Raw genomic sequence first — 23252 nt, 5'->3', positions numbered from 1 at the left:
TCCTCCTAGATATTAGGTCTGAAAGATGGCGTTCGTTTAATCCATAGATAATTTAACACTACGCCAAGTAATAATACAAATGCTCCGAAATAAAACGGATAATCCACGTCGACATCAAATAAGGCACCACCGATGATTGGACCGAATACATTTCCAATACTCGTGAACATCGAGTTCATGCCACCGACAAAACCTTGTTCATTTCCCGCGATTTTCGACAAATAGGAAGTTGCTGCCGGTCGTATCAAATCAAACCCTACGAAGATAATCATAGTAACAGCCAGTACGGAAAAATAACTTTGCACGAACGTTGTCAGAAAAACTAAAATGGACGAAAAGACTAAACAGAAAAAGATTAGACGTTTCTCCCCTATCGTTCTCGCAAGCTTGTCGAATAACACTACTTGCGCAACTGCTCCGAGCAAGCCGCCTCCTGTAATGATGATCGCAATATCTTTCGGCGTGAATCCAAACTTATGATCGACGAACAAACTGAAAATCGATTCAAATGAAGCGAGGCCAAAAGATAAAATCAATATAATAATAAAGACGATAAAATAATGACGTGCAAAAATCCGCTTCAATCCAGGTTTAGTTGTATCCTCCGCTACCGCTTCTTGATAACGTTCCGGTTCACGCAATGCAATAAAGGAAAAGATCGCCGCAAACAAAGCCAGTCCTCCTGCAAAGAAGAAAGGAACCCGAGTACCGTATGTTGCTAAAAATCCGCCAACCCCTGGACCTAATATAAATCCTGTAGATATGGCAGCAGACATAAAACCTAATGCCTTAGATCGAGTTTCCATCGTTGTAATATCTGCAATAAAGGCAGTAACAGCTGGCATAATGAAAGCCGCACTAATCCCACCTAAAATCCGGGATGCAAATAGTACGGGCAACGTTTGTCCAATCCCAAATAAAAATTCGGAAGAACTAAAAATGATTAATCCAACGACAATCATCTTTTTTCGACCAAATGTATCTACCCATCTTCCAGAAAATGGTGAAACAAACAACTGGGCCATCGCAAATGTTGCGACCATATAGCCAACTACTGTCCCCGATATATGTAATTCGTTCATTAATCTTGGCATGACAGGTATAACTAATCCAATTCCTAAAAATGCAATTAGTAAATTGGTAAGTAGCAAACCTAACGTGATAGTTTCCTTTTTCATCTACTCTCTCCTACGCTCATTCTAAGTTGATATTGGAATATCATAGCAACCACAGTATAAAGTTACAAGAAGAACTAATTCAGCATTTACTTATTTTACCATTTTAGTCTCATGAACTTTTCAATGAGTTGTTGCCGTGCATTTTCATGTAATGGCCAGTCTATAATTTCAGTCACGATTTGATCACGTGTGCCAAATCCTTTGACGAATCCATTTAATCTCGCTGCAAATGTCGAATGGATCAGTGACTCTTCAGAAGGATACAGGGAATGTAACTTCTCCAAGACATTCGGATAACGCTTCAAATAATATTTCTGATGGCGGTCTTCAGCTAGTGTAAAATGACTTACTGGTGTAATTTCGGTTTCAATTGGTTCACCAAGCTCTTTCTCCATTTCACCCTTTACTAAATCTATTATCTGTTTTTGTTGCTGGTTGTGATAACGCAACGACGAGACATATTGTTGCCCTCTATATTGATCACGATTTGGATAGTGGTTACGCCAAAAATGTAGAAGTATTTCTTCATAAGATATATTTGTCGGATCATAATCGATTTCGACAGTTTCAGTATGATCTTCCATCGTCTTGTATGTTGGTGTTGCCGTTGTCCCACCTGTGTAACCTACGCGTGTTCTTATGACGCCTTGCAAGCTACCAAAGCGTGCTTCCGGTCCCCAAAAACATCCCATTCCAAATGTTGCGGTTTCCAACTCTCTGTTCTTCGTTAACTCATTATCAATTTCAGTAGTAGTTAGCATGATGATCCGCCCCTTTATGTTAATTGTACTATAACCAAAATATAATGATAAAAAACAGAGTCCATTTTAAAAAGGACTCTGCACGAAACGTTTCATGACTTTTCACACTTTTCCCACTCATCTTCTAACATTCCATATACGATTAAATCGTGATAATGATCATATAAAAACTCTCCATCACGAATGACTCCCTCTTTCTTAAATCCTAATCGTTCAGGAATTGCCTGACTTCTTATATTCCCCGTAGCGCACCGAATTTCTACGCGGTGGAGATCATATTCGTCAAATGCATAGTCAACCAACGAGGATACTACCGCAGTCATAATTCCTTTCCCCTGATAATCTTGAGCAAGCCAATAGCCAATACTCGTTTGCCTATTTGTATAGTTTACTGTATGGAATCCTGCAAAACCTGCCAGATGCCCTTTATACATAATACCCGCCTGGAATCCATCTTCATCAGCGAATTGTTGCAACCAAGCATGAATGATTGGACCATACTGATCCGCTTCCGTCATAGAATCAACCCACGGTAACCACTCGCGTAAGTGTTCCCTTGATCCATCCACAACAGCGAATAATTCTTCTGCATCTTTCTGTCCCACTAGTTTTAATGAAATATCCTCTGTTACTTGATGTACAAACATAGCATAGCTCCTTTAATTGAAGTTATTTTTAGTGCCTAGTCTATTTGCTTTATTCATCACGAATATCTAATCCCAACATGGAAGCGAATTGAATTGCTTGTAATGAAGATACGACACAACCATCCAATTCTTTTATAGATACTGTCATACTCTCAAATTCTGAAGTTTTGATCTCCACTCCTTTTAGAGGTGTCTCGTCAAAACTGGCAGAATCCAAATTGCACTTTATGAAATACGTATGTTTCAGTTTACAATCGAAGAAATCTGCATCTCTCACTTGGCAGTTCTCGAAACACACTCTTTCCCATCTTGCATGGACAAATGCAGAAAGGTTGCAAATACACTCCTCAAATAACACATCCGTGAATCGGGCATTTGTGAAATTGACACCGAGCATTTTACAATTATGAAAACTCACTCGGTGAATACTTATACCCGTCAAGTCTGCATTGGAAAAATCACAGTTTTCAAATCGAACATCTGTAGCAAATAGCTCTGGTAGAAAAGCACCTTGAAAACTGGAATTCTTAATGAGCATGCTTGTTAATTGTGCACGTTCTATTGTTTGCCCATCTATTCGTGAATCAATAATACTTGCATTTTGTAGGAATGGATCCTCCTCGTGTAGTAAGTCTTGTAACTGTACCGTCGTTAAACGGTTGGGTATTTTAGGTTGATTTATTTTCATTTTCAAACTCCTATTCTTCAAGCTTTTTCAAAAGATTTATTGTCTAACGAGTGGTACTATAATTAAAAGGGGTGACCATTATGGAAATTAATGATCAAGCACGTAAAGAGCTTTTAGCACAAGTAGAATACCTAACAGATGAAGTGATTAATAGACAACCGGCTGAAGACAGATGGTCCATTAAACAAATTTTACAGCATCTTTACTTAATGGAAGGTAGCGTTACAAAAACCATTCAGATTAAGCTTTCTTCCGAAGACCAAAACATTACGATAGATAAGCCAATTCAACTTACTGTTGATCGTTCTAATAAAGTAGATGCACCCCATTTTGTGACACCGACTTTAGATTATTCTACTCTCCATGACTTGAAAAGCAAGCTCACAGCTACTCACTCGACTTTACACGATGTAGCTGAAAACGCAACGGAAGATCAATTAGCAGTGAAGTCTTATCCCCACCCTATTTTTGGCGAAATGAGTCTTACACAGTGGATTCCCTTTGTCGGCTATCATGAACTGCGCCATATTGAACAAATAAAAGAAGTAAAACAACAACTCGGTATGTGATAAAGACCTCTACCATAACTTTTCGTTATGGTAGAGGTCTTTTCTCTATCGCTGAATATGGAAAATGGCTTGCTGAATACTTGAGAAGGTTTTTAATACTTGTTGAGTATCTTTAGCTGCTGCTAATTTATGTGCAAGATCTGGTGTAATGCCAGTAATATAAAGCTGACAACCCATAAGCTTCAGTACTTGCTGTATCTCTAGCAATCGATCAATAGAAGTTCCTTGTTGCCAATATAAACCTGTTATATCAATCATCACATGATCTACTTCATTTGAGTGAACGTAGTCACTCAGTTTCGTAATCAATAGATTAAATCGTTCTTCCGTCATTTGACCAATTAATGAAACAGCCGCCAGATTATCATAAATTCTCATGATGGGTAACATTAGTTGTTCTATTTCATGATCTTTCGTATGCAGCTCTTCTATTTGTCTGTATTGTACCGACACATCAGTTTGCGTACCAATACAATATGGCACATTATCAATTATAATTGGACGAAGATTAAGTCTATTCCAAAATAGTGTGCCGTCTTTTTTATAATTTTTCAATACGATCGTCAAAGGTACTCTTTCTGAAACAGCTCTTCTGATCTTCGATACCGTAGTTGGGTCTGTATCTTTACCTTGAAGAAATCTACAGTTACGCCCAAGTGTTTCTTCTTGGGTATACCCTGTCATCGTTTCGAATGTTTTGTTAGCAAAAATTATCGGATTATCTTCCTGTGAAGCATCTGTTACTAAAGCTCCTACTCTACTTCCATTAATAATCGCTTCCATCAATTGTCTTTGGACTGCCTCCGTTAATTTCTTTATTACAATCACACCCCATCAATTCAAATGGCATCTATTATTTCAATAGTAGCACAATACGCGATGAAACATACAAACCATCTGGACAACTACTGGATTTAATTTGATAGAAAAAAATCCCCCTGACACCTACATAGTCAGAGGGATAACATCTTATACCCGTGTAGCTTGCATCTCGGCGAGTTCTTTCTCTGAACATAATACAAAATGTTCAGGAGCAACTTCACGAAATTCTACTTTTTCGTCCGGTCCATATTGATGATCTTTTGGATTATATGGATGGCGTACACGTGAACGTTCATAAATTGGATCGGGTAGTGGAATCGCTGACAGCAAGGATTTTGTATAAGCGTGCATTGGATTTCGGTATAATTCATCCGCTGGAGCCATTTCCACCAGTTTACCGAAGTACATCACGCCAATACGATCGGAAATGTATTTAACCATCGATAAGTCATGAGCGATGAATAAATACGTCAGTCCTTTTTCTTCCTGTAGTTCTTTCAACAAGTTGACGACTTGTGCTTGAATAGAAACGTCCAGCGCAGAGATCGGTTCATCTGCAATGATGAACTCAGGATCTACAGCTAATGCACGTGCAATTCCGATACGCTGACGCTGACCACCTGAGAACTCATGCGGATAACGCTCAGCATGTTCACGGTTTAAACCAACAGTCTCAAGCAAATCAATTACTCGTTGCTTACGCTCCGTTTTGCCTTTTACTAGACCATGTATATCTAATCCTTCTGCAATAATATCCAAGACTTTCATCCGTGGATTCAATGAAGCATAAGGATCTTGGAAAATCATTTGCATCTTTCTATTCAATGCATGATTTTCCTTTTTGCTTTTCGGTGCGTGGACATCTACACCATTATAAAGAACTTGACCCGCTGTCGCATCATATAATCGGATCATTGTACGCCCAGTCGTGGATTTACCACAACCTGACTCCCCTACTAAACCGAATGTCTCTCCACGTTTAATAGTGAAGCTAATATCATCAATCGCACGGACTTCAGTAGATTTCCCTGCATTAAAATATTGTTTCAAGTTACGTACTTCAATTAAATTGTCTGACATCACACAGTACCTCCCGTCTGATCAACATAGTACCGGCTACCTTTAAATGTTTTCATACGTTCAATAATTAGGGCAGGCGGTTCAACCTGTGGTGCCTGCGAGTGCAACAACCATGTCGCTGCGTAATGTGTATCGCTCACTTTGAAGAAAGGAGGCTGACGCTCCATATCGATTTTCATTGCATATTCACTACGCAAAGCGAACGCATCCCCTTTTGGAGGATTTAATAAATCAGGAGGTGTGCCTGGAATTGCATACAGCTTTTGATCTTCTAAATCCATAGATGGCATTGAACTTAGTAGTCCCCATGTATAAGGATGTTGTGGATTATAGAAGATCTCATCCACTGTACCAATTTCGACAATTCGACCACCATACATAACAGCTACCCGATCGGCTACGTTTGCTACTACTCCAAGGTCATGCGTGATAAATATGATAGACGTATCGGTCTTTTTCTGGATGTCTTTCATCAGCTCAAGAATCTGCGCTTGAATTGTTACGTCTAGGGCTGTTGTCGGCTCATCTGCAATCAATATTTTCGGATTACATGCAAGCGCAATCGCAATTACGATTCGCTGACGCTGTCCACCAGAAAATTGGTGAGGGTACATCTTGTAACGATTTTCCGCATTCGGTATACCTACCAGATTTAAGAGTTCAATTGTCTGCTTGCGTGCCTCCGACTTGTTCAGCTTTTGGTGCTTCAAGATCGGCTCCATGATTTGTCTTCCAATCGTCATAGTCGGATTCAGAGAAGTCATCGGATCCTGGAAAATCATTGAAATATCTTTCCCGCGGATCTTTTGCATATTTTTTTCAGGAATTTTCGTTAGATCTTTTCCCTCAAATAGAATTTCACCGTTTTTATATTCAGCACTTGATTCAGGAAGGAGTCGCATAATAGATTTCGTCGTTACGGATTTACCTGATCCCGACTCACCTACGATAGCGAGTGTCTCTCCTTTGTGTAAATCAAAATTCACGCCACGGATTGCTTTCACTTCACCTGCAAATGTGTGGAAGGAAAGCTCGAGGTCTTTTACTTCTAATATTTTTGTCAACTTGCTCTCCTCCTCTTAATCTTTCATTTTAGGATCTAGTGCATCGCGAAGCCCGTCACCTATCAAGTTAAATGCAATCATAAGAACACTGATGACAATGGCCGGGAACAATAGTACGTATGGCTGATTCTCCATCACTTTGTATCCGTCATTAATCAATGTACCTAATGAAGCAGCTGGTGGCTGGAGTCCGATTCCGATAAAGCTTAAGAACGCTTCAAAGAAAATCGCATTTGGAATCGTAAACATCGTATTAATGATGATAATCCCAAGCATGTTCGGCAGTAAATGTCTCGTAATGATCTTTCCATCCTTGGCGCCTAGCGTTCGTGAAGCCAATACGAATTCCTGTGATTTATATTTCAACGTCTGAGCACGTACAATACGCGACATCCCTATCCAACCAGTTATGGTAATCGCGACAATGATGGCGGTTATTCCAGGGTCCATAATCATGATCATCAGAATAACGACAATCAATGTAGGAATACCGATCAAGATCTCAACAATCCGTTGCATAATATCGTCTGTCCGGCCACCAAAGTATCCGGAGATTCCTCCATATGCAACACCAATAACCATATCAATGGCTGCGGCTACAAATGCGATAAATAAAGATACACGTGTTCCTTCCCATAGTCGTGTAAATAAGTCACGACCGAGACCATCCGTACCGAACCAATAGTATTCATCCACTTTTTTCATTTCGTATAAATTGACTGTCTTCCCTGCCAGCTTACCATCCCCATCAAAAAATCCTGTAGCTTCAATTCCTGGTATTTTTGGCGGTAAGTTTGCATGCCGTAAGTTTTGCGTGTCACCCGCATGTCCATTTAAATGTGGACCTATGAGTGCCATGAGTATAACCAATAAAAGAACGACCATGCTGACAATGGCTGCTTTATTTTTGCGGAGACCCAACCATGCATCTTGCCAGAAACTCAAACTCGGTTTCTCTATACGTTCGGAATGATGCGCGTCGATTGTCACTCGTTCAAAATCTTCTTGCGTTAATTTTTCTAGTTCATTTTCATTGCGCATTATCCCTTACCTCCAGACACGCGGATACGCGGATCGATAACCCCGTATAAAATATCCACAATAAAAATAACTACAATAAGGAAAGCCGAGAACATTAATGTCGTACCCATGATCGTGGCATGATCATTCGTCATGATAGACGATACGAATTGCTCACCAATTCCTGGAATAGCAAAAATTTGTTCTACAACAAGTGAACCCGTTACCAAACCAGCTGCAAGTGGTCCGAGAACTGTGATTAAAGGTATCAATGCGTTTCGGAATGCGTGTTTGAAAGCAATTTCAAAACCATTGGCACCTTTCGCTTTAGCCAAAACAATATAATCTGAATTCAATACTTCTATCATCTCAGTCCGTATAAAGCGTGCGGATAGGGCAAGTGGCCCCATAGCGAGTGCAAGCGATGGCAGGACACTAGATTTCCAGCCGTCATTCCACAAGCCGACTGGTAATAGATGCCACTCTGAAGCAATCCAATATTGCAACAATGATGCAAATACAAAGGACGGAATGGAAATACCGAGTATCGCTAAAAAGGTGCTTCCGTAATCCCAGAATGTATTATGCTTCAATGCGGCAAGCATACCTAGTAGGATTCCGACAATAGTCCCGAAGACCATCGCTTGCGCTCCCAAGATTAAAGAAGGTTTTAATCTAGTAGCCAATAAATCGTTGACACTTTTGCCCTTAAATACGAAAGATGTTCCCAAATCACCTTTTGCCAAGTTTTTCATATAGATAGCATATTGCACAGGCTTAGGCTTATCAATTCCATACTTCTTTTCAACAATCGCTTTTTGTGTATCATTCAATTTGTTGTAAGAAGCGATCGGTGAACCTGGCAAAGTTTGCATCAGGAAAAAAGAGGCAGTTGCAATTAAAAACAGCGTTATGAACATATATACTATGCGTTTTCCAATATACTTAACCACGGTACGTTACACCTCCAAAAGAGTTTCTAACTAGTTATGCAAGTAACCACTTGACATTTTTCGACAATAAATTAAATATTGCAACTATTTACTGTTACTAAAAAGAGAGTATATGGATATCTACCCCCATATACTCTCCCCTATTAAACTTAAATCCTTACTTCATTTCAATTATTTACCTGAAATGTATGCCCACTTATAGCTATAATCTGCTCCAAATGGATGATCTACTAAGCCTTTAAAGTGAGGCTTATGCAAGAAGATCAAACCACGTTGATAAATTGGTGCAATTGCAGCGTCTTCATCAAGTAGAATTTTCTCAGCTTTTGCGAATGCTTCATAACGCTCTTCTGGCTTAAGAGCTAGTTCTCCTTTTGAATCTTCAATCAATTTATCGTACTCAGGATTAGAGTAAGACATTAAGTTGTTCGTACCATCTGTTACAAATAGATCCAAGAATGAAATCGGATCTTGGAAGTCTGGTCCCCAACCTGATACTTGAATATCATAGTCTTGGTTGCCATCCAAGTCCAAACGTACAGAGAATGGTACTTCTTTCAACGAAATTTTAAGTCCTTCTAGGTTACCTTCTAATTGAGACTTGAAGTACTCGTCCATTTTCTTAGAAAGCTCTGTGTCTCCACCTAGAATTTCAAGATCAAGAGATTCAACACCTAGTTCTTCAAGACCTTTTTTCCAGTGATCTTGTGCTTCTTCCACATTGTACTCTAAGTGATTGCCGCTTAACTCATGGAAATCTTTTTCGTTTTCATCAAATGCAAAGTTTGTTGGTACTAAGAAGTTTGCAGCTAATGAACCGTTGGCAAGTACTACATCTACCATGTCTTCCTTTTCGAAAGCTTTAGCAATGGCTTTACGGATGTTCTCATTAGCAAGTGGTGTTTCTTTACCATCACGCTCTTGGTTAAACTTAAAATAGAATACAGATGTTTCTGGTTGAACAACAGCTTCTTCATCATCGCGATATTGCATAGCTAGGTCACCGGAAACTCCAGCGCGATCTAACTTACCATCTTGATATAGTTTAATTGCTGTTGCAGAATCTTTAACGACGTTTACATTAATTTCAGTAAGCTTAACGTTTTCTGCGTCCCAATAATTTTCGTTCTTAACGTAAGTCCAGCTATCGCCAGTTCCATCCCATTTAGTTAAAACGAATGGTCCGTTTGAAAGAAGGTTATCAGAGTTTGTTGCAAATGCATCCGCCTTAGAAGCTACGAACTCTTCTTTAAGTGGATAGAAAGTTCCGAATGACATAAGTGATAAGAAATAAGGTACTGGACGCTCAAGTGTTACTTCAAACGTTTTTTCATCTACAGCTTTAACTCCTAGCTCAGATACTTCCATTTTTTCTTCAGAGATTGCTGTCGCGTTTTTCACTACGCCAGACATCATGAATGGTCCGTAAGGTGAACCAGTTGCTGGATCAATTGCACGCTGCCAAGCATAAACGAAATCGTCAGCTGTAACAGGTGTTTCATCAGCCCACATTGCATCGCGAAGTTTGAATGTATAAGTCAATCCATCTTCACTAACTTCTGCTTCTTCAGCAGCCATTGCAGGTTCTGCAATATTTTCTTGGTTTAAACGATATAAACCCTCATTAATGTTGTTTAATACGTTGAAGCCTACCTGATCTTCTACGATTGACGAGTCGACAGATGGGATAGCAGCAGATTCAGCTAAGTATAATACTTGCTCAGCATCTGGCTCTCCTTCTTCGTCTTTGGCATGCTGTTTTTCTTCTGGTTCTTCAGTTGCCGCATCTTTATCTTTATCGTCCCCGTCTGCTGCTGGCTTGTCTTCATCTTTCGAACCGCCACATGCAGCTAAGAACATACTTAGCACTAATGTTAGTGCCATCAATAAAAGCCACTTATTACTCTTCAAATTGTTGACCTCCCCTTTGGTATTTTTGAAGTACTAGCTTGTTCATTATACAAGAAAAACTTATAGATGTAAACGCTAACATTGATATTATCTTAATTTTAAACTATTGTCGAAGATTCTACACATTCTGACTCCTATCTTGTATGATAGACAGTAGTTACAAACTTTATAAATGAAAAGAAGGATTCCTATGAAACGTAATATTATTGTATTTCTCATATCTCAATTAGTAATTGTTATTTCTGTCTATTCAGTATACGGTAAAATCTCACTACTCGGCTATATTAATGCTTCCTTTTTCGTTAGTGGATTCCTGTTATTCATTGGTGGGGTTGTGTTTGTTGTCCGTACTGGCTCCTTTGACTTCTTCATGAAGAGCTCACGTAAAGTGTTTGCTAGAAAGGGTCAAAGGGAGGTAATCGAATCTATGCGTGCTCCATCCGAAGTTATATCTGCGAGTCCTGCTTGGTTTTTCATCGCAGGTATACCCACCTTCATTCTAATGATTGTAGCGCTAGGTTTATACTATCTATAAAAAAATCTCGGCACTTCCTAAAAAGGAAATGCCGAGATTTTTAATTTACTGATATATTTTTTCAGAGAATGTTGAGTCTTTCCCTCTTACCTCTTTGAAAAATCGTAATTATTTACGATCTTCTACCTCGAGCTTACTACCATCATTGAATTTGATTTCTACTTCGAATTTTTCATAATCCGCTTGAAGGTTAAAAGCTTTTAGTATGCTATCAATTGTTTCTTGTTGTGAGCTGTCTTTTGTCACATCTAGATTTTTAACTTTTGAATAGACATCATCAAATGCTTCCTGACCTTTCAAATAGATTTCATTTAGCTCATCTTCTACTTTTGCTTTAATGGGTTCATTTTCATCTTGTTCAATTTCCGCTTCATACTCTTTGTCTTTCCCGTATGAAACGTCTAATTCGATTTCTTTAAATGAAAGCTTGTCCATTTCGGCTTGCATATCTCCCGTCGCCGAGTTAGCAGAGGAATCTGTTGTAGCATCTGGTACAGCTTCACCTGCGTTTTGATTCGTATCATCAGTAGCCGGCTCTAACGGCTGCTCCACCGGTGGATTCGTTTCAGTAGAATTTTCTTTTTGATCATCCGTTGCATTCGTTCCACACCCTGCCAATGCAAGCGCCATGACTGATACTCCTGTTATTATTAGTCTTTTCATAAAAATGTTCCTCCTAAAAAGTCGTATTACTTTTATTGTTACCCTTTTTGCTACTTTCTAATCGGTTAGTTTTATTTAATGAAGGGTATGTTGGTTAGTAAAGGAGTGTTTTCAAATGAATAATCAGAATCCCTTAACTGCTAAAGAAGCAATTGACTCCATTGAATCTGCGGTACATACGGAAAGTACTTTACGCCGTGCGCACGCGACTGGTGTCGCATTTGATGCGACTTTCCAACCAACCGGGGCAGCTGTACCTTTGACAACAGCTGCTCATCTACAGCAAACGGAAGTTTCTGCTGTTGTCCGATTTTCTCACAGTTCTACGAGTTCAAACCCAAATGAGCGATTGAATCCAGTTAAAGGTATGGCCGTGCGTTTCCAAATAGCTGATGATACATTTACCAATCTGACTATGGTCAATGTACCGATCTTCATCAGTAAAACTCCTGAAGCCTTTATTCGTTTAATACAAACATTTGATTCAAGCAGTACAATGTCACAACGAATAGATGCACTGATCCATGATACAGAGCACAAAGCATTCGCCTCTATTTTAAAAGAACTAAAACCATTTCGTAATTTCGAGTCACTTCATTACTATTCTATCCATGCGTACTTTTTGAAGAACGATGATTTAGAGAGACAAGCTGTTCGATTTAAATGGCAACCCCTGCCCCAAAATGACTTTGATACTGCCAGCAACTCTATGGAAAATGAACTCATTCAAAAAGTTGAGCAAGGACATCCTGTACGTTTTCGATTACTTATGCAATTAGCTGAACAAGGCGATGCCACGAATGATCCCACTATAGCCTGGCCTGATGACCGAAAGAAAATTGAAGCAGGAATTCTTACACTGAACTCTCTTCGTGCAGATAACGCAGAATCCTTCGTCTTTGATCCAACAGTTACTATAGAAGGAATAGAATGCAGTGATGATCCGGTATTACTATTCCGCTCCGCTGCCTACGCTGAATCCGCTAAGCGACGAGGGGCTATTGAGGGAAGAATGAATCTCTAGATTTATATAGTGCAAACGATTACTAGAACCCATACCTTTTACTATTTTCACTAAATAAATTACATTATAAGGAATGGCTTGTTTTATATATTGTGGACAAGAAAGTCTATAATCATTTAGAATCTCTAGTTCTTTCTCTGGTACTATTACAAAGCCACGCTAAACTTGATTTTTTCATTATGTTTTTGTTAAACTAAAAACGTGTCAATTCAATGGACGAACCAAATTCACCATCCGATATGAATAAGAACGTGCTGGCAAGGCTAGCAGAAGGGGTTGACTACTTACTATAAGGAGCTGATGTGTATGACAAAGGAAGAAGAAAAAGTACTGGATATTATGGAAGATGATGAAACTGAAAAGGATTACTCTTTAGATCGTGTACCTCTAGAAGACCGTACTAAAAGTTGGCTGAGCATTACGAACATCACGTTCGGAATCGCAACTGCCATCTTTTATTTTCAAATGGGTAGTGTCATGGCTTTGCAATTCGGTGCACCAAACGCTATCGCGTCGGCTATTTACGCTATCATAGTAGCTGGTTTGCTTGGTACCGTAATTGCGTATTTATCCGCTAAATCCGGCATGAACGTTAACCTTTTATCACGGGGTGGCGGATTTGGCTATATCGGCTCCTCGCTAACCTCATTAATTTACGCTTCGAACTTCATTATGTATTGTGCGTTTGAAGGGTTAATTCTCGTATCAGCTGTACACTATTTCACGCCTGACTTTCCTAAGTGGATTTTGATTGTTATTTTCGGAACGCTTGTTATTCCACTTAACTGGTTCGGAATCGAGCAGCTGGACAAGCTTCAAAAATGGTCCATGCCAGTATTTATGGTGTTCCTAGTTGCAGCCATTGTTGTATCGTTCATCAAGCCGGCTGTTTATACAGGATCTGTGTTCTCCTATATGCCCGAAGGTGTTCAGTTCGGGGGTACTGCATTATTGTTCTGTATCGGGATGCACAATGGAATTATGGGGCTGACCGCCTTACTCGCTTCAGATTACGCTCGTTTCTTAAAACCATCTGATCGAAAGTTTGGTTCTATTGCAATCGGCTTCATTCCGCAGATTTTTTGTTACGGTGTAATGGGTGGACTTGGTATTTGGTTCGGTGTACGATTCTTGGAGAAAGATCCAGGCGTATATATCGTGTTATTACTGGGCATCGGTGGTGCACTGTTTACGATGCTGACACAGTTGCGAATTAACGTAACCAATATCTATAGTAGTTCCCTATCGCTATCGAATTTCTTCGAGAATGTATTCCGTTTCACTCCTGGGCGCAGATTCTGGGTAGTAATCTCGGCTGTAAGTGCTATCTTATTGATGCTCGGTGGAATCGTGGATCATCTAGATACAGTCATGACATTCCAAGGTGTGTTTCTATTTTCATGGGCTGCTATTCTTGTGACGGATGCACTGGTTGTCAAGAAGTGGCTGAAGATAGGTCCGACTTATTATGTTTCAAGACAGGAATATTTGTATAAATGGAATCCTGTCGGTGTCGCTTCGTTACTAATAGCAAGTACATTTGGAGCGATTGCAGCTTCTGGTTATCTTGGTATATTCCTACAATCCACAGCCGCATTTATCGCTGCCATATTGGCTTCAATACTGACAGTAGTAATCGCTATGTATACGAAAGGTAAATACTATTTAGTACGCGAACCAAATGATATTACAGCAGATGATAAATTAGGTTAATAATGAGCTACTTAAAAACTGAACTTCTAATTAGAAGTTCAGTTTTTGATGTTAGGATGACGAAACAACCTAACAGTTTGGCACAAAACAAAACGAATTATGCCAGCTCTACTGGAAAACGAACGCATGTAGTAATAGAAACCAGTATATCTTAAGAAGGAAATTATCCGAATTTTTTCGGTAAGAATAGTGCATACATGGAGATACAGAAAATAGAAGTCAGGCGATCATTTAATCATTCCGAAGAATTCCGTGGAATTTCTGTCCATTCATTAGGGAGTTAAATGCAACGTAAATAATAGAATATGTATGAAGAAAAGCCGTCCCATTATAAAATGAAACGGCTTTTGTATAACGGCATGAATGCTTCAAATTCAAGCTTTGTCATCTTGTTGATAGAATACAGGTGGCACAGATCCAAACACTCTACGGTGATACAGCATTGGCTCTTTGTCTTTCTCAACTTGGAGATCAACTACTTCACCAATAATGATGGTGTGGTCTCCGGCTTCAATCGTTTGGAACGTCTTACACTCAAACACACCGAATGCATCTTCAATAATAGGCAAGCCATTATCCGACATTTCCCATTCGCATGTAGAAAAACGATCTTCTACACGGCTCGCAAATGTACTACAAAGCTCTTTTTGATCTCCTGCAAGTACGTGCACTGCAAATTTACCGCCTTCAGTGAATGCTTTAATAGAAGATACTCTATGATCGATAGACCATAAGAGAAGCATTGGATCCAAGGATACAGAAGCAAACGAGTTTACTGTTAGCCCAACTGGTGTGCCATCTTCAGTTACTGCAGTAACCACTGTTACACCAGTGGGATAATTACCCATAATTTCTTTAAATAAATTCTGTTGTTCTTCTTTTTTCATGAAACATTCTCTCCTTTATAAATAAGCCAATTTGAGTAATAGATCTAGTCCATCACTTTTGAATTCGGCATGTCTACATCCATCATAGCACTTCCATCGCCTTTCTTCAGTTTTCTCCTCTTGTTGTATAGTTTTTTTAGTTTATGTATCTGTTCAACTGTTTGCTATCTTCTTCGCTAAATCGGTTATCGGTACTAAAGAATCACTTCTAGATTTATATGTTTACAAAACGTAAATACGGATATTACTACTATATGAAAGATTATCAAACATCTAGAGGAGGAAACGTATAATGGATTTGAATAAACTCAAGAAAAATAATTTATTAAAAGTAGGAGCAGCTGCCATCCTTTCTGTCGGTGTCCTCAGTGCTTGCGGAGACGATGACCCAGTTATCGATGAAAATGACGATGTTGAAGTAGATCAGCCAGCAGATGTGACACCAAACGACGATGTTGATGTGAATGAGCCAGAAGATGGTACAACAGATGATGACGTAGATGTGGATGAACCTGCAGATGATACAACAAACGATGACGTAGATATGGAAGAGCCGGAAGTAGATATAGATACAGAACCAGATACTGAAGAGAAAAATTAATAAATTGTAATCTATAATACAATCAGAACGGCCCCCTGAAATCACTTTGTGATTTCAGGGGGCTTTCATTGTTGCATATTTTTCATGAACTTTGACATTTACCATATGCAAAACTCCATATTATGTATAATCTCCACCCTTTCATCACAACATGACAAGTAGTAGTGCATTAGTAAATTATGAAAGTCCTATACAAGGAGGAGAACCAAGTGACAGAACCTAGACCGCATGAAGATACACAAAAAGGGATTAGTCGTAGAAATTTCATGAAAAATACAGGCTTAGTGGCTGGTGGTCTAGTTGGTGGATCATTATTCGGTGGTCTGCTGACTAACCAGCTACAAAAACCAGGCGCACCTATTAACTCAGAACAAGAAGGTAGCCACCTATTAGAAGCACGTACATTCTTTAGTAATAGCGAAGACTTTCTTATCCTTTCCGCTGCTACTGAAAGGTTATTTCCTACAGACGATTTAGGCCCAGGCGCTATTGAATTAGGTGTCCCCTACTTTATCGACCGACAGCTTGCTGGCGAATGGGGCATGAATGCAAAAGAATATATGAAAGGGCCATTTTTGCAGACAGGTGCGGTAGATGCATATGAAAGCCAAGCAGATTCGACCCAAGATCAAGGTCCAAATGCTGAAACGCAAGTACCTACACCAGCCTTTAGATATCAGACTCCTATGACAAGAGGAGATATTTTCCTGGAAGGTGTACAAGCATTAGAACAAACCGCACAAGAGAAATTTGAAACAAACTTCCGGAAGCTGGAGCCGCAACAGCAAGATGAGATTTTGCAGATGTTTGACGATGGAAAAGCGAAGATGAACGGTGTCGCTTCGACGACGTTCTTTAATCTATTATTACAAACGACCATTGAAGGTGCTTATGCTGACCCTGTCTATGGGGGGAACCGCAATATGGAAGGCTGGAGGATGAAGGAATTCCCTGGTCCACGTATGAGTTATACAGCGGATATAGAAAAAGAAGACTTCATCGTAATGAAACCTGAAAGCTTACGAAATTACCAAGGTCACTAAAAACAGGAGGAACTCATATGGCGAAAAAATTAAAAAAAGTAGATGTAGTCGTAGTAGGAAGCGGTTGGGCAGGTGGAGTAGTTTCTGCAGAGCTAGCTAAGGCCGGATATCAGGTAGTGACACTTGAACGAGGTAAAAAACAAGACCGACAAGATTATGTCGGTGTTAAAGATGAATTACGCTATACTGATCGTTACGAGATGATGCAAAATCTATCTCCTGAAACGATTACATCACGGGTGAAAATTGAAGACACCGCTCTACCCGTACGGACAAGAGCAGAAATGATGGCTGGGACCGATTTAGGCGGGGGGAGTGTGCACTGGGCAGGTGCTACATATCGCTGGAGAGCTATCGATTTCGAATTACGTTCCAAAACCATTGAACGGTATGGCAAAGAGAAAATTCCTGAAGGCATGACGATTCAAGACTGGGGTATTACGTATGATGAAATGGAACCTTATTACGATAAGTGGGAGAAAACCGCCGGAATTTCAGGTGAGCCCGATCCACTTGGTGACAAGCGTTCAAGTGATTACCCTAACCCGCCTATGTTAGCATCACCAGCTGTGAAATTATTTAAAGAAACGACAGAGAGAATGGGTTATCACCCCTTCCAAGTCGCTGCCGGTAACTTATCACAAGCGTATACCAATCCAGACGGTGAAAAATTAAATGCTTGTATGTTCTGCTCTTATTGTACGATGTACGGTTGTGATTTTACGGCTAAATCGGACCCATTGGCTACAGTTATTCCGACTGCACGCAAAACCGGAAACTGCGAAATTCGGACCAATTCTTTAGTACGTCGCGTTCTGCATAAAGATGGAAAAGCAACTGGTGTTATGTTCACTGATACACGTACAGGAATTGAATATGAGCAACCAGCAGACGTTGTCGTATTAGGTGCATTTTCCTTCACTAACAATCGCTTGTTGATGCTTTCTGAAATCGGGACACAGTATGATCCAACAACACGTAAAGGAACCATTGGGCGCAACTTTAATGGACAATTCAATATCACATTCCTTGGAGCGCGAGGTTACTTTGAAAAGAAGAAGTTCAATCTCTACATGGGGGCAGGTGCTCTTGGTGGTACTATGAGTGATTTTGCCGGTGATAACTTTGATCACTCTAATGTAGACTTCATCAATGGTGGCGGTATCGAAATGCGTCAATACGGTGATGGGGCTATTTCTACGAACCACGTCCCAAGCGGCACACCAAAATGGGGACCTGAATTCAAGAAAAACTCGATCCATTATGCGAATCGTTCGCTAGTCGCATGGTATACACCTGCTGTTATGTCATGGTGGCATAACTACGTAGATTTGGATCCGACATACAAAGATCAGTACGGAGATCCCCTATTACGTATAACGAATCGTTACACAGATCACGATCGGAACATGGCGAAATTCGGTATTGAGAAATGTAGTGAAATCATGAAAGAAATGGGTGCCGATATCATCGATGAGGACGTAGTGCCTGAAGAGTTCGATCATATCTATTCAGGTGGTCACTATGCGGGCGGAATTATTATGGGGGCGGACCCTGAAACATCCGCAGTGAATAACTACCTTCAAATGTGGGAGATGGACAACTTATTCGTAGTGGGTGGTTCAGCATTCCCTCAGTTCGGAGGACATCATCCGACTGCAACAATCGGCGCATTGGCATATCGTGCAGCAGAAGGTGTAGAGAAGTATTTAAAAGAAGGCGGTCAGCTTGCAAAATCCAAGCAAGAGACTTTAAACGCATAACGAAAATGTCATGTTCTAGCGTCTATTTATGAGGTTTCTGGATAAACCCCTCACTATCAGGGACCTACTTACAAACATTTCCAATGTATAGAGCTCATTAATCCCAGACAATCAAAATCCGGATCCGCAACGTAACACTGCGAATCCGGATTTTTCTTTATCGTACATTAGAAGCGACAATGCCCAATCGATCACGTTCAATAGCACCCAACTTGTACATATGCTGGCGGAAACGAGACATGACAAACGCGTGCATATTGGCTTGTATTATGTAATAGACAAACCATGGTATGGACGGTAAATAGTCATGAATCGCAATGATTACTTCATTCGATCCTGGAATCTTTCGGAACTCCATTCTGCCACGTTCATTAGATTCAGGATCCATCAAAAGGCCGCCCGTTATATAGTAGAGCGAGCGATCTTTTGTACTGCGATCTGCAGAATAACTTAACTCGAGCAATGTCCGATTACCGAGGAAGCCGATTCGGCAATTCAACTGGTCGTCCACGTCGGTTTTCACCCAAGGATTCAAGAACGTAGAAAGCCACTTTACGTAATAACGTGCAGTTTCATCCGCAGTCCAGCTATAAGGTAATTCAATTCTCTGCACTGAACGAACATCTTGCTTACGCAGACCCATTGTTGGCTTCTTCTTTGACACTTCTTTTTCTTTCATTTCCGCCTCCAGTGCTTCTCTTGCAGCTTGAATAAACGGGATTTCTCCTTCACTGATCCCTTCCATGTAACGCTTGGAATCGACGACCATTGGATGCTTCAAACTCTCTATTAACGGATATACAATCTCTTTTGGTGTTTGTGTAACTAAACGTAACCAGAGCCTCGAAAGACTTAATGAGAAGAATGGCACGTCTAACATTCTTGATCGTGTCCCCGCTACTTCAGCAGTCTTCTCCATCATCGACTTATACGTCATGACTTCAGGGCCTCCTATATCGATAGAACGTTGCGCAGGTTCAAAGTCTAGTATTAATGAACTTAATGATTTCATCACATCATCCAGTGCGATGGGCTGTGTATCGGAACGTGTCCATTTAGGTAAAAACATTACTGGAAGTCGTCTAACTAGCTTCGATAAAATCGGGAAGGAAGAACCTTTTGGACCGACTATCAGCCCTGCACGTAATGCGGTTACGGGAACGTTATACGAGCGTAAAATACGTTCCACTTCCAAGCGGCTTTTCAAATGCCGTGATAAATCTCTTTCATCTTCATCTGGAATAATTCCACCTAAATAGACAATCTGCTTAATTCCTTGTTTTTTTGCCGCCTGCGCAAAATTATCTGCCAATATAGCATCCATATCTTCAAAAGTTCCTTGAGATAATTTCGCTGATTTCAGCATGGAATGAACGAGATAAACCGCTATGTCAGCGCCAGCCAAGCTCTTCTCTGCATCTTTCATAGAAAACAGATCACAAGACCGCCACTCTACGTCTTTCGTATTCTCCCGCTGATAGCCATTACGCGACAGACCAATAACTTTCGCTTTTCCTTTTAATTTTCTCAATAGATTATTGCCAATATATCCACTAGCGCCCGCAACGGCTACAACCAATTTCCTTTCTTCCATACAATCCCACCCTCTCTTGTACGTATACAGTAAAACTACCCTGTCTAAGGAGTTTATAAGCCTATCTATTTAAATAACGCTATTTCCAAGCAGTTGTCTTTGCTTTTTATATTAAAAGTACATATACTAAATAAGAACGATGAAAACTATATATGTTTTTCTAGTTTTTATTCTGTATATAAGGATAGGGGTACGATAAATGAAAGCACGTATTATGAAAGCTTTCCTCGAGGAAGTACATGAAAAAAGTATGAAGTTCACAATGGATGATCTAGCCAAAAGACTGGGTATCAGCAAACGGACGTTATACGAACACTTTTCTTCGAAAACGGAAATTTTAGATGCGATTATTGACTCGACATTACAGGAGTTTGATGAAAAAACCGATATCATCATGAAAGACACTGAACTACAACTTGTAGATAAGATCAAGAAAGTCATTACAGTTATCCCAAAATATAATGATTTTTATAACTGGCAAATCCTTGATCAGATGAGAAAAACACATCCTGAACAATGGGAACGCGTCCACACTGCACTTCATGAATGGGATGAACTTCGCGAATTGATTGAACAGGGAATTCATGAAGGGATTATTGCAGATCAAAACGTAGAGTTACTTATGAAGTTAATTATAGATGCAACAAACTCCACACTTGATCGAAAGTTTTTCTATGAAAATCGTATTACTGTAACCGAAGCACTGGATTCTATAGTGGATATTCTGTTGTTTGGATTTATTAAGAAAAGTGTTGACTAAATAAACTAATAAAACAAAAGAAGTTTTACCGTCTTACACAAAATTGAAAGCGAGATGGAATTATGAGCCTCCACGCATGTGAGGTAACGAATGAAAATTGGCAGGATGTTGCCTATTTATCCGTACACGAAAACCAAAAGAACTTTATTGAAAGCAATTCATTTTCACTAGCACAATCTCAATTTGAACCAGAATGGAAGTCCATTGGATTATATGACGGAGAAGAATTAGTCGGCTATGCGATGCATGGACGTGAAGCAGATGGCAATGTATGGCTTGATCGCTTTATGATAGATCAGCATCACCAAGGTAAAGGTTATGCCAGCAGATTTCTTAAACTCCTACTTACCAGAATGGAAGAAAAGTATCAATGTGACAAGATATATTTAAGTATTTATCCAAGTAATAAAGCCGCACAGCATTTATACGAAAAGTTCGGTTTTAAGTTAAATGGAAAAATTGATGATGTAGGTGAATTCCCTTGCCTTATCATGGAACTTGATCTTCAAAGGAGTCCTTTGCAATGAATTCTTCTTCACCCAAATTCAATCAATTGGATACTGAGCCAGTAGGACGTATCTTTTTACGTTACTTAATACCTTCAACTGTCGGTATGTTACTAATGGCAATCAATATTGTGGCGGACGGTATCATGGTCGGTAATCGATTGGGTGCAGAAGCATTAGCGGGAGTCGGAATTTCGGCTCCCGTTTATACAATATTTTTTGCTATTTCCTTATGGATCGGTATAGGCGCCGCCACAAAATACTCCATGGCGATGGGTGCCAAAGATGTCCAGAAAGCTCGTTCAATTTTCACACATGCGATTCTTTCTATATTCTTTTTCACCATTATATTAGGCTTGACCGCCTTTATTTTTAGGGATCCGCTAGCGTACGCACTAGGAGCGAACACAACCACTTTCCCTTATGTATCGGAATACTTATTTGTGATTTTACTGTTCGGCTTTATCTTTACTGTAGAGAACACATTTAGTATTTTCGTACGGAACGACGGAGCACCGAACCTCTCAATGGCGGGGCTAATTGTGACTTCTGTCGTGAACATCATCTTGAATTATGTGTTCTTATTCATTTTGGATTACGGCGTTGCCGGTGCTGCAGTCGCTACAATTATCGCTTCCTTTATGGGTATGCTAGTACTGGTCACCCACTTCTTTAAGAAAAACAATAACCTAAAACTAATCCGCTTGAAGTTCAATAAAAAGTTGTTCTTAGCAATCCTATTTGTCGGATTTCCGAGCTTCCTTTCCGAGTTGGGGATTTCCTTCTTTACCATTACACATAATATTGCGTTCGAACGGATGGCCGGTACGGAAGGTGTTGCTGCGTTCTCTATTTTGAACTATGTACACAGTGTCATGCTGATGCTATTCCTCGGAATGGGGGGGGCGATTCAGCCACTGATTAGTTATTATCAAGGCTCTGGCAACCGAGCAAGGATGAAGGAAACCGTAAAAAAGGCCACCCTCACTGTCGTCATCGCCGGCGCTGTGTTCTTCCTCGTCGGACAATTTGCAGCAGGCGCTATCGTATCGATTTTCGGAGACTTCCCACAAGCCGTCAGAGATTTGGCTACTACTGGAATTAATCTATTCTTCTTTGCCTATTTGTTCACAGGTACGAACTTTGTCATGATGACCTTTTATCAGTCTGTCGGTAATGTGCGAATGGCCACCTGGATCACCGCTTCACGCGAAATCATTGTCATGTTAATTTTCTTGATGATCTTACCTCGCTTCTTTGGATTGAACGGTATTTGGTTGTCCATTCCAGCTTCTGAGCTTGTCGTATTTGTTGGTGTTTATTTATATCAAAGGAATGCTACTCGACATTCACTAATCAGCTAGGCATTAATCTATAAAACAGTATGGAAACATATATCGACGCCCGTTCCGTAGAATTAGTGTGATTCCGTGTCGTAGTGGCGGTGTAGCACTATTTTTGTTCCTTTCA

The 23252-nt window shown here is 40.0% G+C and carries 23 protein-coding genes; 10 read left to right on the top strand and 13 right to left on the bottom strand.

Annotated elements, in window-relative coordinates:
- Nucleotides 1–5 precede the first annotated feature (5 nt).
- From CSV72_RS06795 to CSV72_RS06780, 4 genes are all read right to left on the bottom strand, one after another.
- On the bottom strand, nucleotides 6–1178 hold the full coding sequence (locus tag CSV72_RS06795; RefSeq protein WP_099677730.1) for an MFS transporter: 1173 nt from the start codon (nucleotides 1176–1178) through the stop codon (nucleotides 6–8).
- Between the two features lie 95 nt (nucleotides 1179–1273).
- Complete coding sequence (gene msrA / locus CSV72_RS06790) at nucleotides 1274–1939, bottom strand: peptide-methionine (S)-S-oxide reductase MsrA (protein WP_099677729.1); 666 nt, start codon at nucleotides 1937–1939, stop codon at nucleotides 1274–1276.
- A 92-nt stretch (nucleotides 1940–2031) separates the two neighbouring features.
- The gene (locus CSV72_RS06785) at nucleotides 2032–2586 is read right to left on the bottom strand and encodes a GNAT family N-acetyltransferase (protein ID WP_099677728.1); all 555 of its coding nucleotides are present in this window, start codon (nucleotides 2584–2586) and stop codon (nucleotides 2032–2034) included.
- A 49-nt stretch (nucleotides 2587–2635) separates the two neighbouring features.
- Nucleotides 2636–3274: a pentapeptide repeat-containing protein gene (locus CSV72_RS06780; RefSeq protein WP_099677727.1), complete on the bottom strand. Its 639-nt coding sequence runs from the start codon at nucleotides 3272–3274 to the stop codon at nucleotides 2636–2638.
- A gap of 80 nt (nucleotides 3275–3354) precedes the next feature.
- Here CSV72_RS06780 and CSV72_RS06775 point away from each other — a divergent pair, with 80 nt between their 5' ends.
- Entirely contained in the window at nucleotides 3355–3843 is a 489-nt protein-coding gene (locus CSV72_RS06775) for a DinB family protein (protein WP_099677726.1), read from the top strand.
- A gap of 45 nt (nucleotides 3844–3888) precedes the next feature.
- Here CSV72_RS06775 and ytvA read toward each other — a convergent pair whose 3' ends face one another.
- From ytvA to CSV72_RS06745, 6 genes are all read right to left on the bottom strand, one after another.
- Nucleotides 3889–4671, bottom strand: a complete 783-nt coding sequence (gene ytvA / locus CSV72_RS06770; protein ID WP_233191125.1) for a YtvA family blue-light photoreceptor — start codon at nucleotides 4669–4671, stop codon at nucleotides 3889–3891.
- A gap of 141 nt (nucleotides 4672–4812) precedes the next feature.
- Nucleotides 4813–5745 carry an ABC transporter ATP-binding protein gene (locus CSV72_RS06765; RefSeq protein WP_099677724.1) on the bottom strand — a complete coding sequence of 311 codons (933 nt, stop codon included), beginning with the start codon at nucleotides 5743–5745 and terminating at the stop codon, nucleotides 4813–4815.
- The gene (locus CSV72_RS06760; protein WP_099677723.1) at nucleotides 5745–6809 is read right to left on the bottom strand and encodes an ABC transporter ATP-binding protein; all 1065 of its coding nucleotides are present in this window, start codon (nucleotides 6807–6809) and stop codon (nucleotides 5745–5747) included. Before CSV72_RS06760 ends, CSV72_RS06765 begins: the two co-directional genes overlap by 1 nt.
- Nucleotides 6810–6824: 15 nt before the next feature.
- Nucleotides 6825–7850, bottom strand: a complete 1026-nt coding sequence (opp3C, locus tag CSV72_RS06755; RefSeq protein ID WP_099677722.1) for an oligopeptide ABC transporter permease — start codon at nucleotides 7848–7850, stop codon at nucleotides 6825–6827.
- Nucleotides 7850–8782: an oligopeptide ABC transporter permease gene (gene opp3b, locus CSV72_RS06750; protein ID WP_099662029.1), complete on the bottom strand. Its 933-nt coding sequence runs from the start codon at nucleotides 8780–8782 to the stop codon at nucleotides 7850–7852. The genes opp3C and opp3b overlap by 1 nt, the downstream gene beginning before the upstream one ends.
- A 171-nt stretch (nucleotides 8783–8953) precedes the next feature.
- The gene (locus CSV72_RS06745; protein ID WP_099662028.1) at nucleotides 8954–10693 is read right to left on the bottom strand and encodes a peptide ABC transporter substrate-binding protein; all 1740 of its coding nucleotides are present in this window, start codon (nucleotides 10691–10693) and stop codon (nucleotides 8954–8956) included.
- A 190-nt stretch (nucleotides 10694–10883) separates the two neighbouring features.
- On the opposite strand from CSV72_RS06745, the gene CSV72_RS06740 reads away from it, so the two are divergent.
- Nucleotides 10884–11228, top strand: coding sequence for a DUF3899 domain-containing protein (locus tag CSV72_RS06740; RefSeq protein WP_158232168.1), 345 nt, complete (start codon nucleotides 10884–10886; stop codon nucleotides 11226–11228).
- Nucleotides 11229–11336: 108 nt separating this feature from the next.
- Here CSV72_RS06740 and CSV72_RS06735 read toward each other — a convergent pair whose 3' ends face one another.
- Nucleotides 11337–11891: a YusW family protein gene (locus tag CSV72_RS06735; RefSeq protein ID WP_099677720.1), complete on the bottom strand. Its 555-nt coding sequence runs from the start codon at nucleotides 11889–11891 to the stop codon at nucleotides 11337–11339.
- A gap of 115 nt (nucleotides 11892–12006) precedes the next feature.
- On the opposite strand from CSV72_RS06735, the gene CSV72_RS06730 reads away from it, so the two are divergent.
- Entirely contained in the window at nucleotides 12007–12915 is a 909-nt protein-coding gene (locus CSV72_RS06730) for a catalase (protein WP_099677719.1), read from the top strand.
- Between the two features lie 306 nt (nucleotides 12916–13221).
- Nucleotides 13222–14628: a purine-cytosine permease family protein gene (locus tag CSV72_RS06725; RefSeq protein WP_099677718.1), complete on the top strand. Its 1407-nt coding sequence runs from the start codon at nucleotides 13222–13224 to the stop codon at nucleotides 14626–14628.
- A gap of 374 nt (nucleotides 14629–15002) precedes the next feature.
- Here CSV72_RS06725 and CSV72_RS06720 read toward each other — a convergent pair whose 3' ends face one another.
- A complete protein-coding gene (locus CSV72_RS06720) occupies nucleotides 15003–15515 on the bottom strand; it encodes a flavin reductase family protein (protein WP_099634348.1) in 513 nt (170 codons plus the stop codon).
- Between the two features lie 292 nt (nucleotides 15516–15807).
- Between CSV72_RS06720 and CSV72_RS06715 the strand changes: the two genes are divergently transcribed.
- The 3 genes from CSV72_RS06715 to CSV72_RS06705 all read left to right on the top strand — a co-directional run bounded on the left by CSV72_RS06715 (nucleotide 15808) and on the right by CSV72_RS06705 (nucleotide 18922).
- On the top strand, nucleotides 15808–16116 hold the full coding sequence (locus tag CSV72_RS06715; protein ID WP_099677717.1) for a hypothetical protein: 309 nt from the start codon (nucleotides 15808–15810) through the stop codon (nucleotides 16114–16116).
- A gap of 209 nt (nucleotides 16117–16325) precedes the next feature.
- A complete protein-coding gene (locus CSV72_RS06710; RefSeq protein WP_233191124.1) occupies nucleotides 16326–17159 on the top strand; it encodes a gluconate 2-dehydrogenase subunit 3 family protein in 834 nt (277 codons plus the stop codon).
- 17 nt (nucleotides 17160–17176) lie between these two features.
- The gene (locus CSV72_RS06705) at nucleotides 17177–18922 is read left to right on the top strand and encodes a GMC family oxidoreductase (RefSeq protein ID WP_099677715.1); all 1746 of its coding nucleotides are present in this window, start codon (nucleotides 17177–17179) and stop codon (nucleotides 18920–18922) included.
- A gap of 157 nt (nucleotides 18923–19079) precedes the next feature.
- Here CSV72_RS06705 and CSV72_RS06700 read toward each other — a convergent pair whose 3' ends face one another.
- Nucleotides 19080–20516: an NAD(P)H-binding protein gene (locus CSV72_RS06700; RefSeq protein ID WP_099677714.1), complete on the bottom strand. Its 1437-nt coding sequence runs from the start codon at nucleotides 20514–20516 to the stop codon at nucleotides 19080–19082.
- A 199-nt stretch (nucleotides 20517–20715) separates the two neighbouring features.
- On the opposite strand from CSV72_RS06700, the gene CSV72_RS06695 reads away from it, so the two are divergent.
- The 3 genes from CSV72_RS06695 (at nucleotide 20716) to CSV72_RS06685 (ending at nucleotide 23146) form a co-directional block, all read left to right on the top strand.
- On the top strand, nucleotides 20716–21276 hold the full coding sequence (locus tag CSV72_RS06695) for a TetR/AcrR family transcriptional regulator (protein ID WP_099677713.1): 561 nt from the start codon (nucleotides 20716–20718) through the stop codon (nucleotides 21274–21276).
- A 62-nt stretch (nucleotides 21277–21338) separates the two neighbouring features.
- Nucleotides 21339–21803, top strand: a complete 465-nt coding sequence (locus CSV72_RS06690) for a GNAT family N-acetyltransferase (RefSeq protein WP_099634342.1) — start codon at nucleotides 21339–21341, stop codon at nucleotides 21801–21803.
- Nucleotides 21800–23146 (top strand): MATE family efflux transporter, encoded by a 1347-nt coding sequence (locus CSV72_RS06685; protein ID WP_099677712.1) that lies wholly within the window; start codon nucleotides 21800–21802, stop codon nucleotides 23144–23146. Before CSV72_RS06690 ends, CSV72_RS06685 begins: the two co-directional genes overlap by 4 nt.
- Nucleotides 23147–23252: the final 106 nt, after the last annotated feature.

It is taken from the genome of Sporosarcina sp. P20a, assembly GCF_002743175.1.
GTDB lineage: Bacteria > Bacillota > Bacilli > Bacillales_A > Planococcaceae > Sporosarcina.
This window is presented reverse-complemented; position numbering and strand designations above follow the sequence as displayed.

Bases quoted from the DNA above. Each gene is read 5' to 3' on its own strand.
- CSV72_RS06795 (WP_099677730.1), bottom strand. From the start codon at position 1,178: ATGAAAAAGGAAACTATCACGTTAGGTTTGCTACTTACCAATTTACTA.
- msrA (WP_099677729.1), bottom strand. From the start codon at position 1,939: ATGCTAACTACTACTGAAATTGATAATGAGTTAACGAAGAACAGAGAG.
- CSV72_RS06785 (WP_099677728.1), bottom strand. From the start codon at position 2,586: ATGTTTGTACATCAAGTAACAGAGGATATTTCATTAAAACTAGTGGGA.
- CSV72_RS06780 (WP_099677727.1), bottom strand. From the start codon at position 3,274: ATGAAAATAAATCAACCTAAAATACCCAACCGTTTAACGACGGTACAG.
- CSV72_RS06775 (WP_099677726.1), top strand. From the start codon at position 3,355: ATGGAAATTAATGATCAAGCACGTAAAGAGCTTTTAGCACAAGTAGAA.
- CSV72_RS06765 (WP_099677724.1), bottom strand. From the start codon at position 5,745: ATGTCAGACAATTTAATTGAAGTACGTAACTTGAAACAATATTTTAAT.
- opp3C (WP_099677722.1), bottom strand. From the start codon at position 7,850: ATGCGCAATGAAAATGAACTAGAAAAATTAACGCAAGAAGATTTTGAA.
- CSV72_RS06740 (WP_158232168.1), top strand. From the start codon at position 10,884: ATGAAACGTAATATTATTGTATTTCTCATATCTCAATTAGTAATTGTT.
- CSV72_RS06735 (WP_099677720.1), bottom strand. From the start codon at position 11,891: ATGAAAAGACTAATAATAACAGGAGTATCAGTCATGGCGCTTGCATTG.
- CSV72_RS06730 (WP_099677719.1), top strand. From the start codon at position 12,007: ATGAATAATCAGAATCCCTTAACTGCTAAAGAAGCAATTGACTCCATT.
- CSV72_RS06725 (WP_099677718.1), top strand. From the start codon at position 13,222: ATGACAAAGGAAGAAGAAAAAGTACTGGATATTATGGAAGATGATGAA.
- CSV72_RS06720 (WP_099634348.1), bottom strand. From the start codon at position 15,515: ATGAAAAAAGAAGAACAACAGAATTTATTTAAAGAAATTATGGGTAAT.
- CSV72_RS06715 (WP_099677717.1), top strand. From the start codon at position 15,808: ATGGATTTGAATAAACTCAAGAAAAATAATTTATTAAAAGTAGGAGCA.
- CSV72_RS06705 (WP_099677715.1), top strand. From the start codon at position 17,177: ATGGCGAAAAAATTAAAAAAAGTAGATGTAGTCGTAGTAGGAAGCGGT.
- CSV72_RS06700 (WP_099677714.1), bottom strand. From the start codon at position 20,516: ATGGAAGAAAGGAAATTGGTTGTAGCCGTTGCGGGCGCTAGTGGATAT.
- CSV72_RS06695 (WP_099677713.1), top strand. From the start codon at position 20,716: ATGAAAGCACGTATTATGAAAGCTTTCCTCGAGGAAGTACATGAAAAA.
- CSV72_RS06690 (WP_099634342.1), top strand. From the start codon at position 21,339: ATGAGCCTCCACGCATGTGAGGTAACGAATGAAAATTGGCAGGATGTT.
- CSV72_RS06685 (WP_099677712.1), top strand. From the start codon at position 21,800: ATGAATTCTTCTTCACCCAAATTCAATCAATTGGATACTGAGCCAGTA.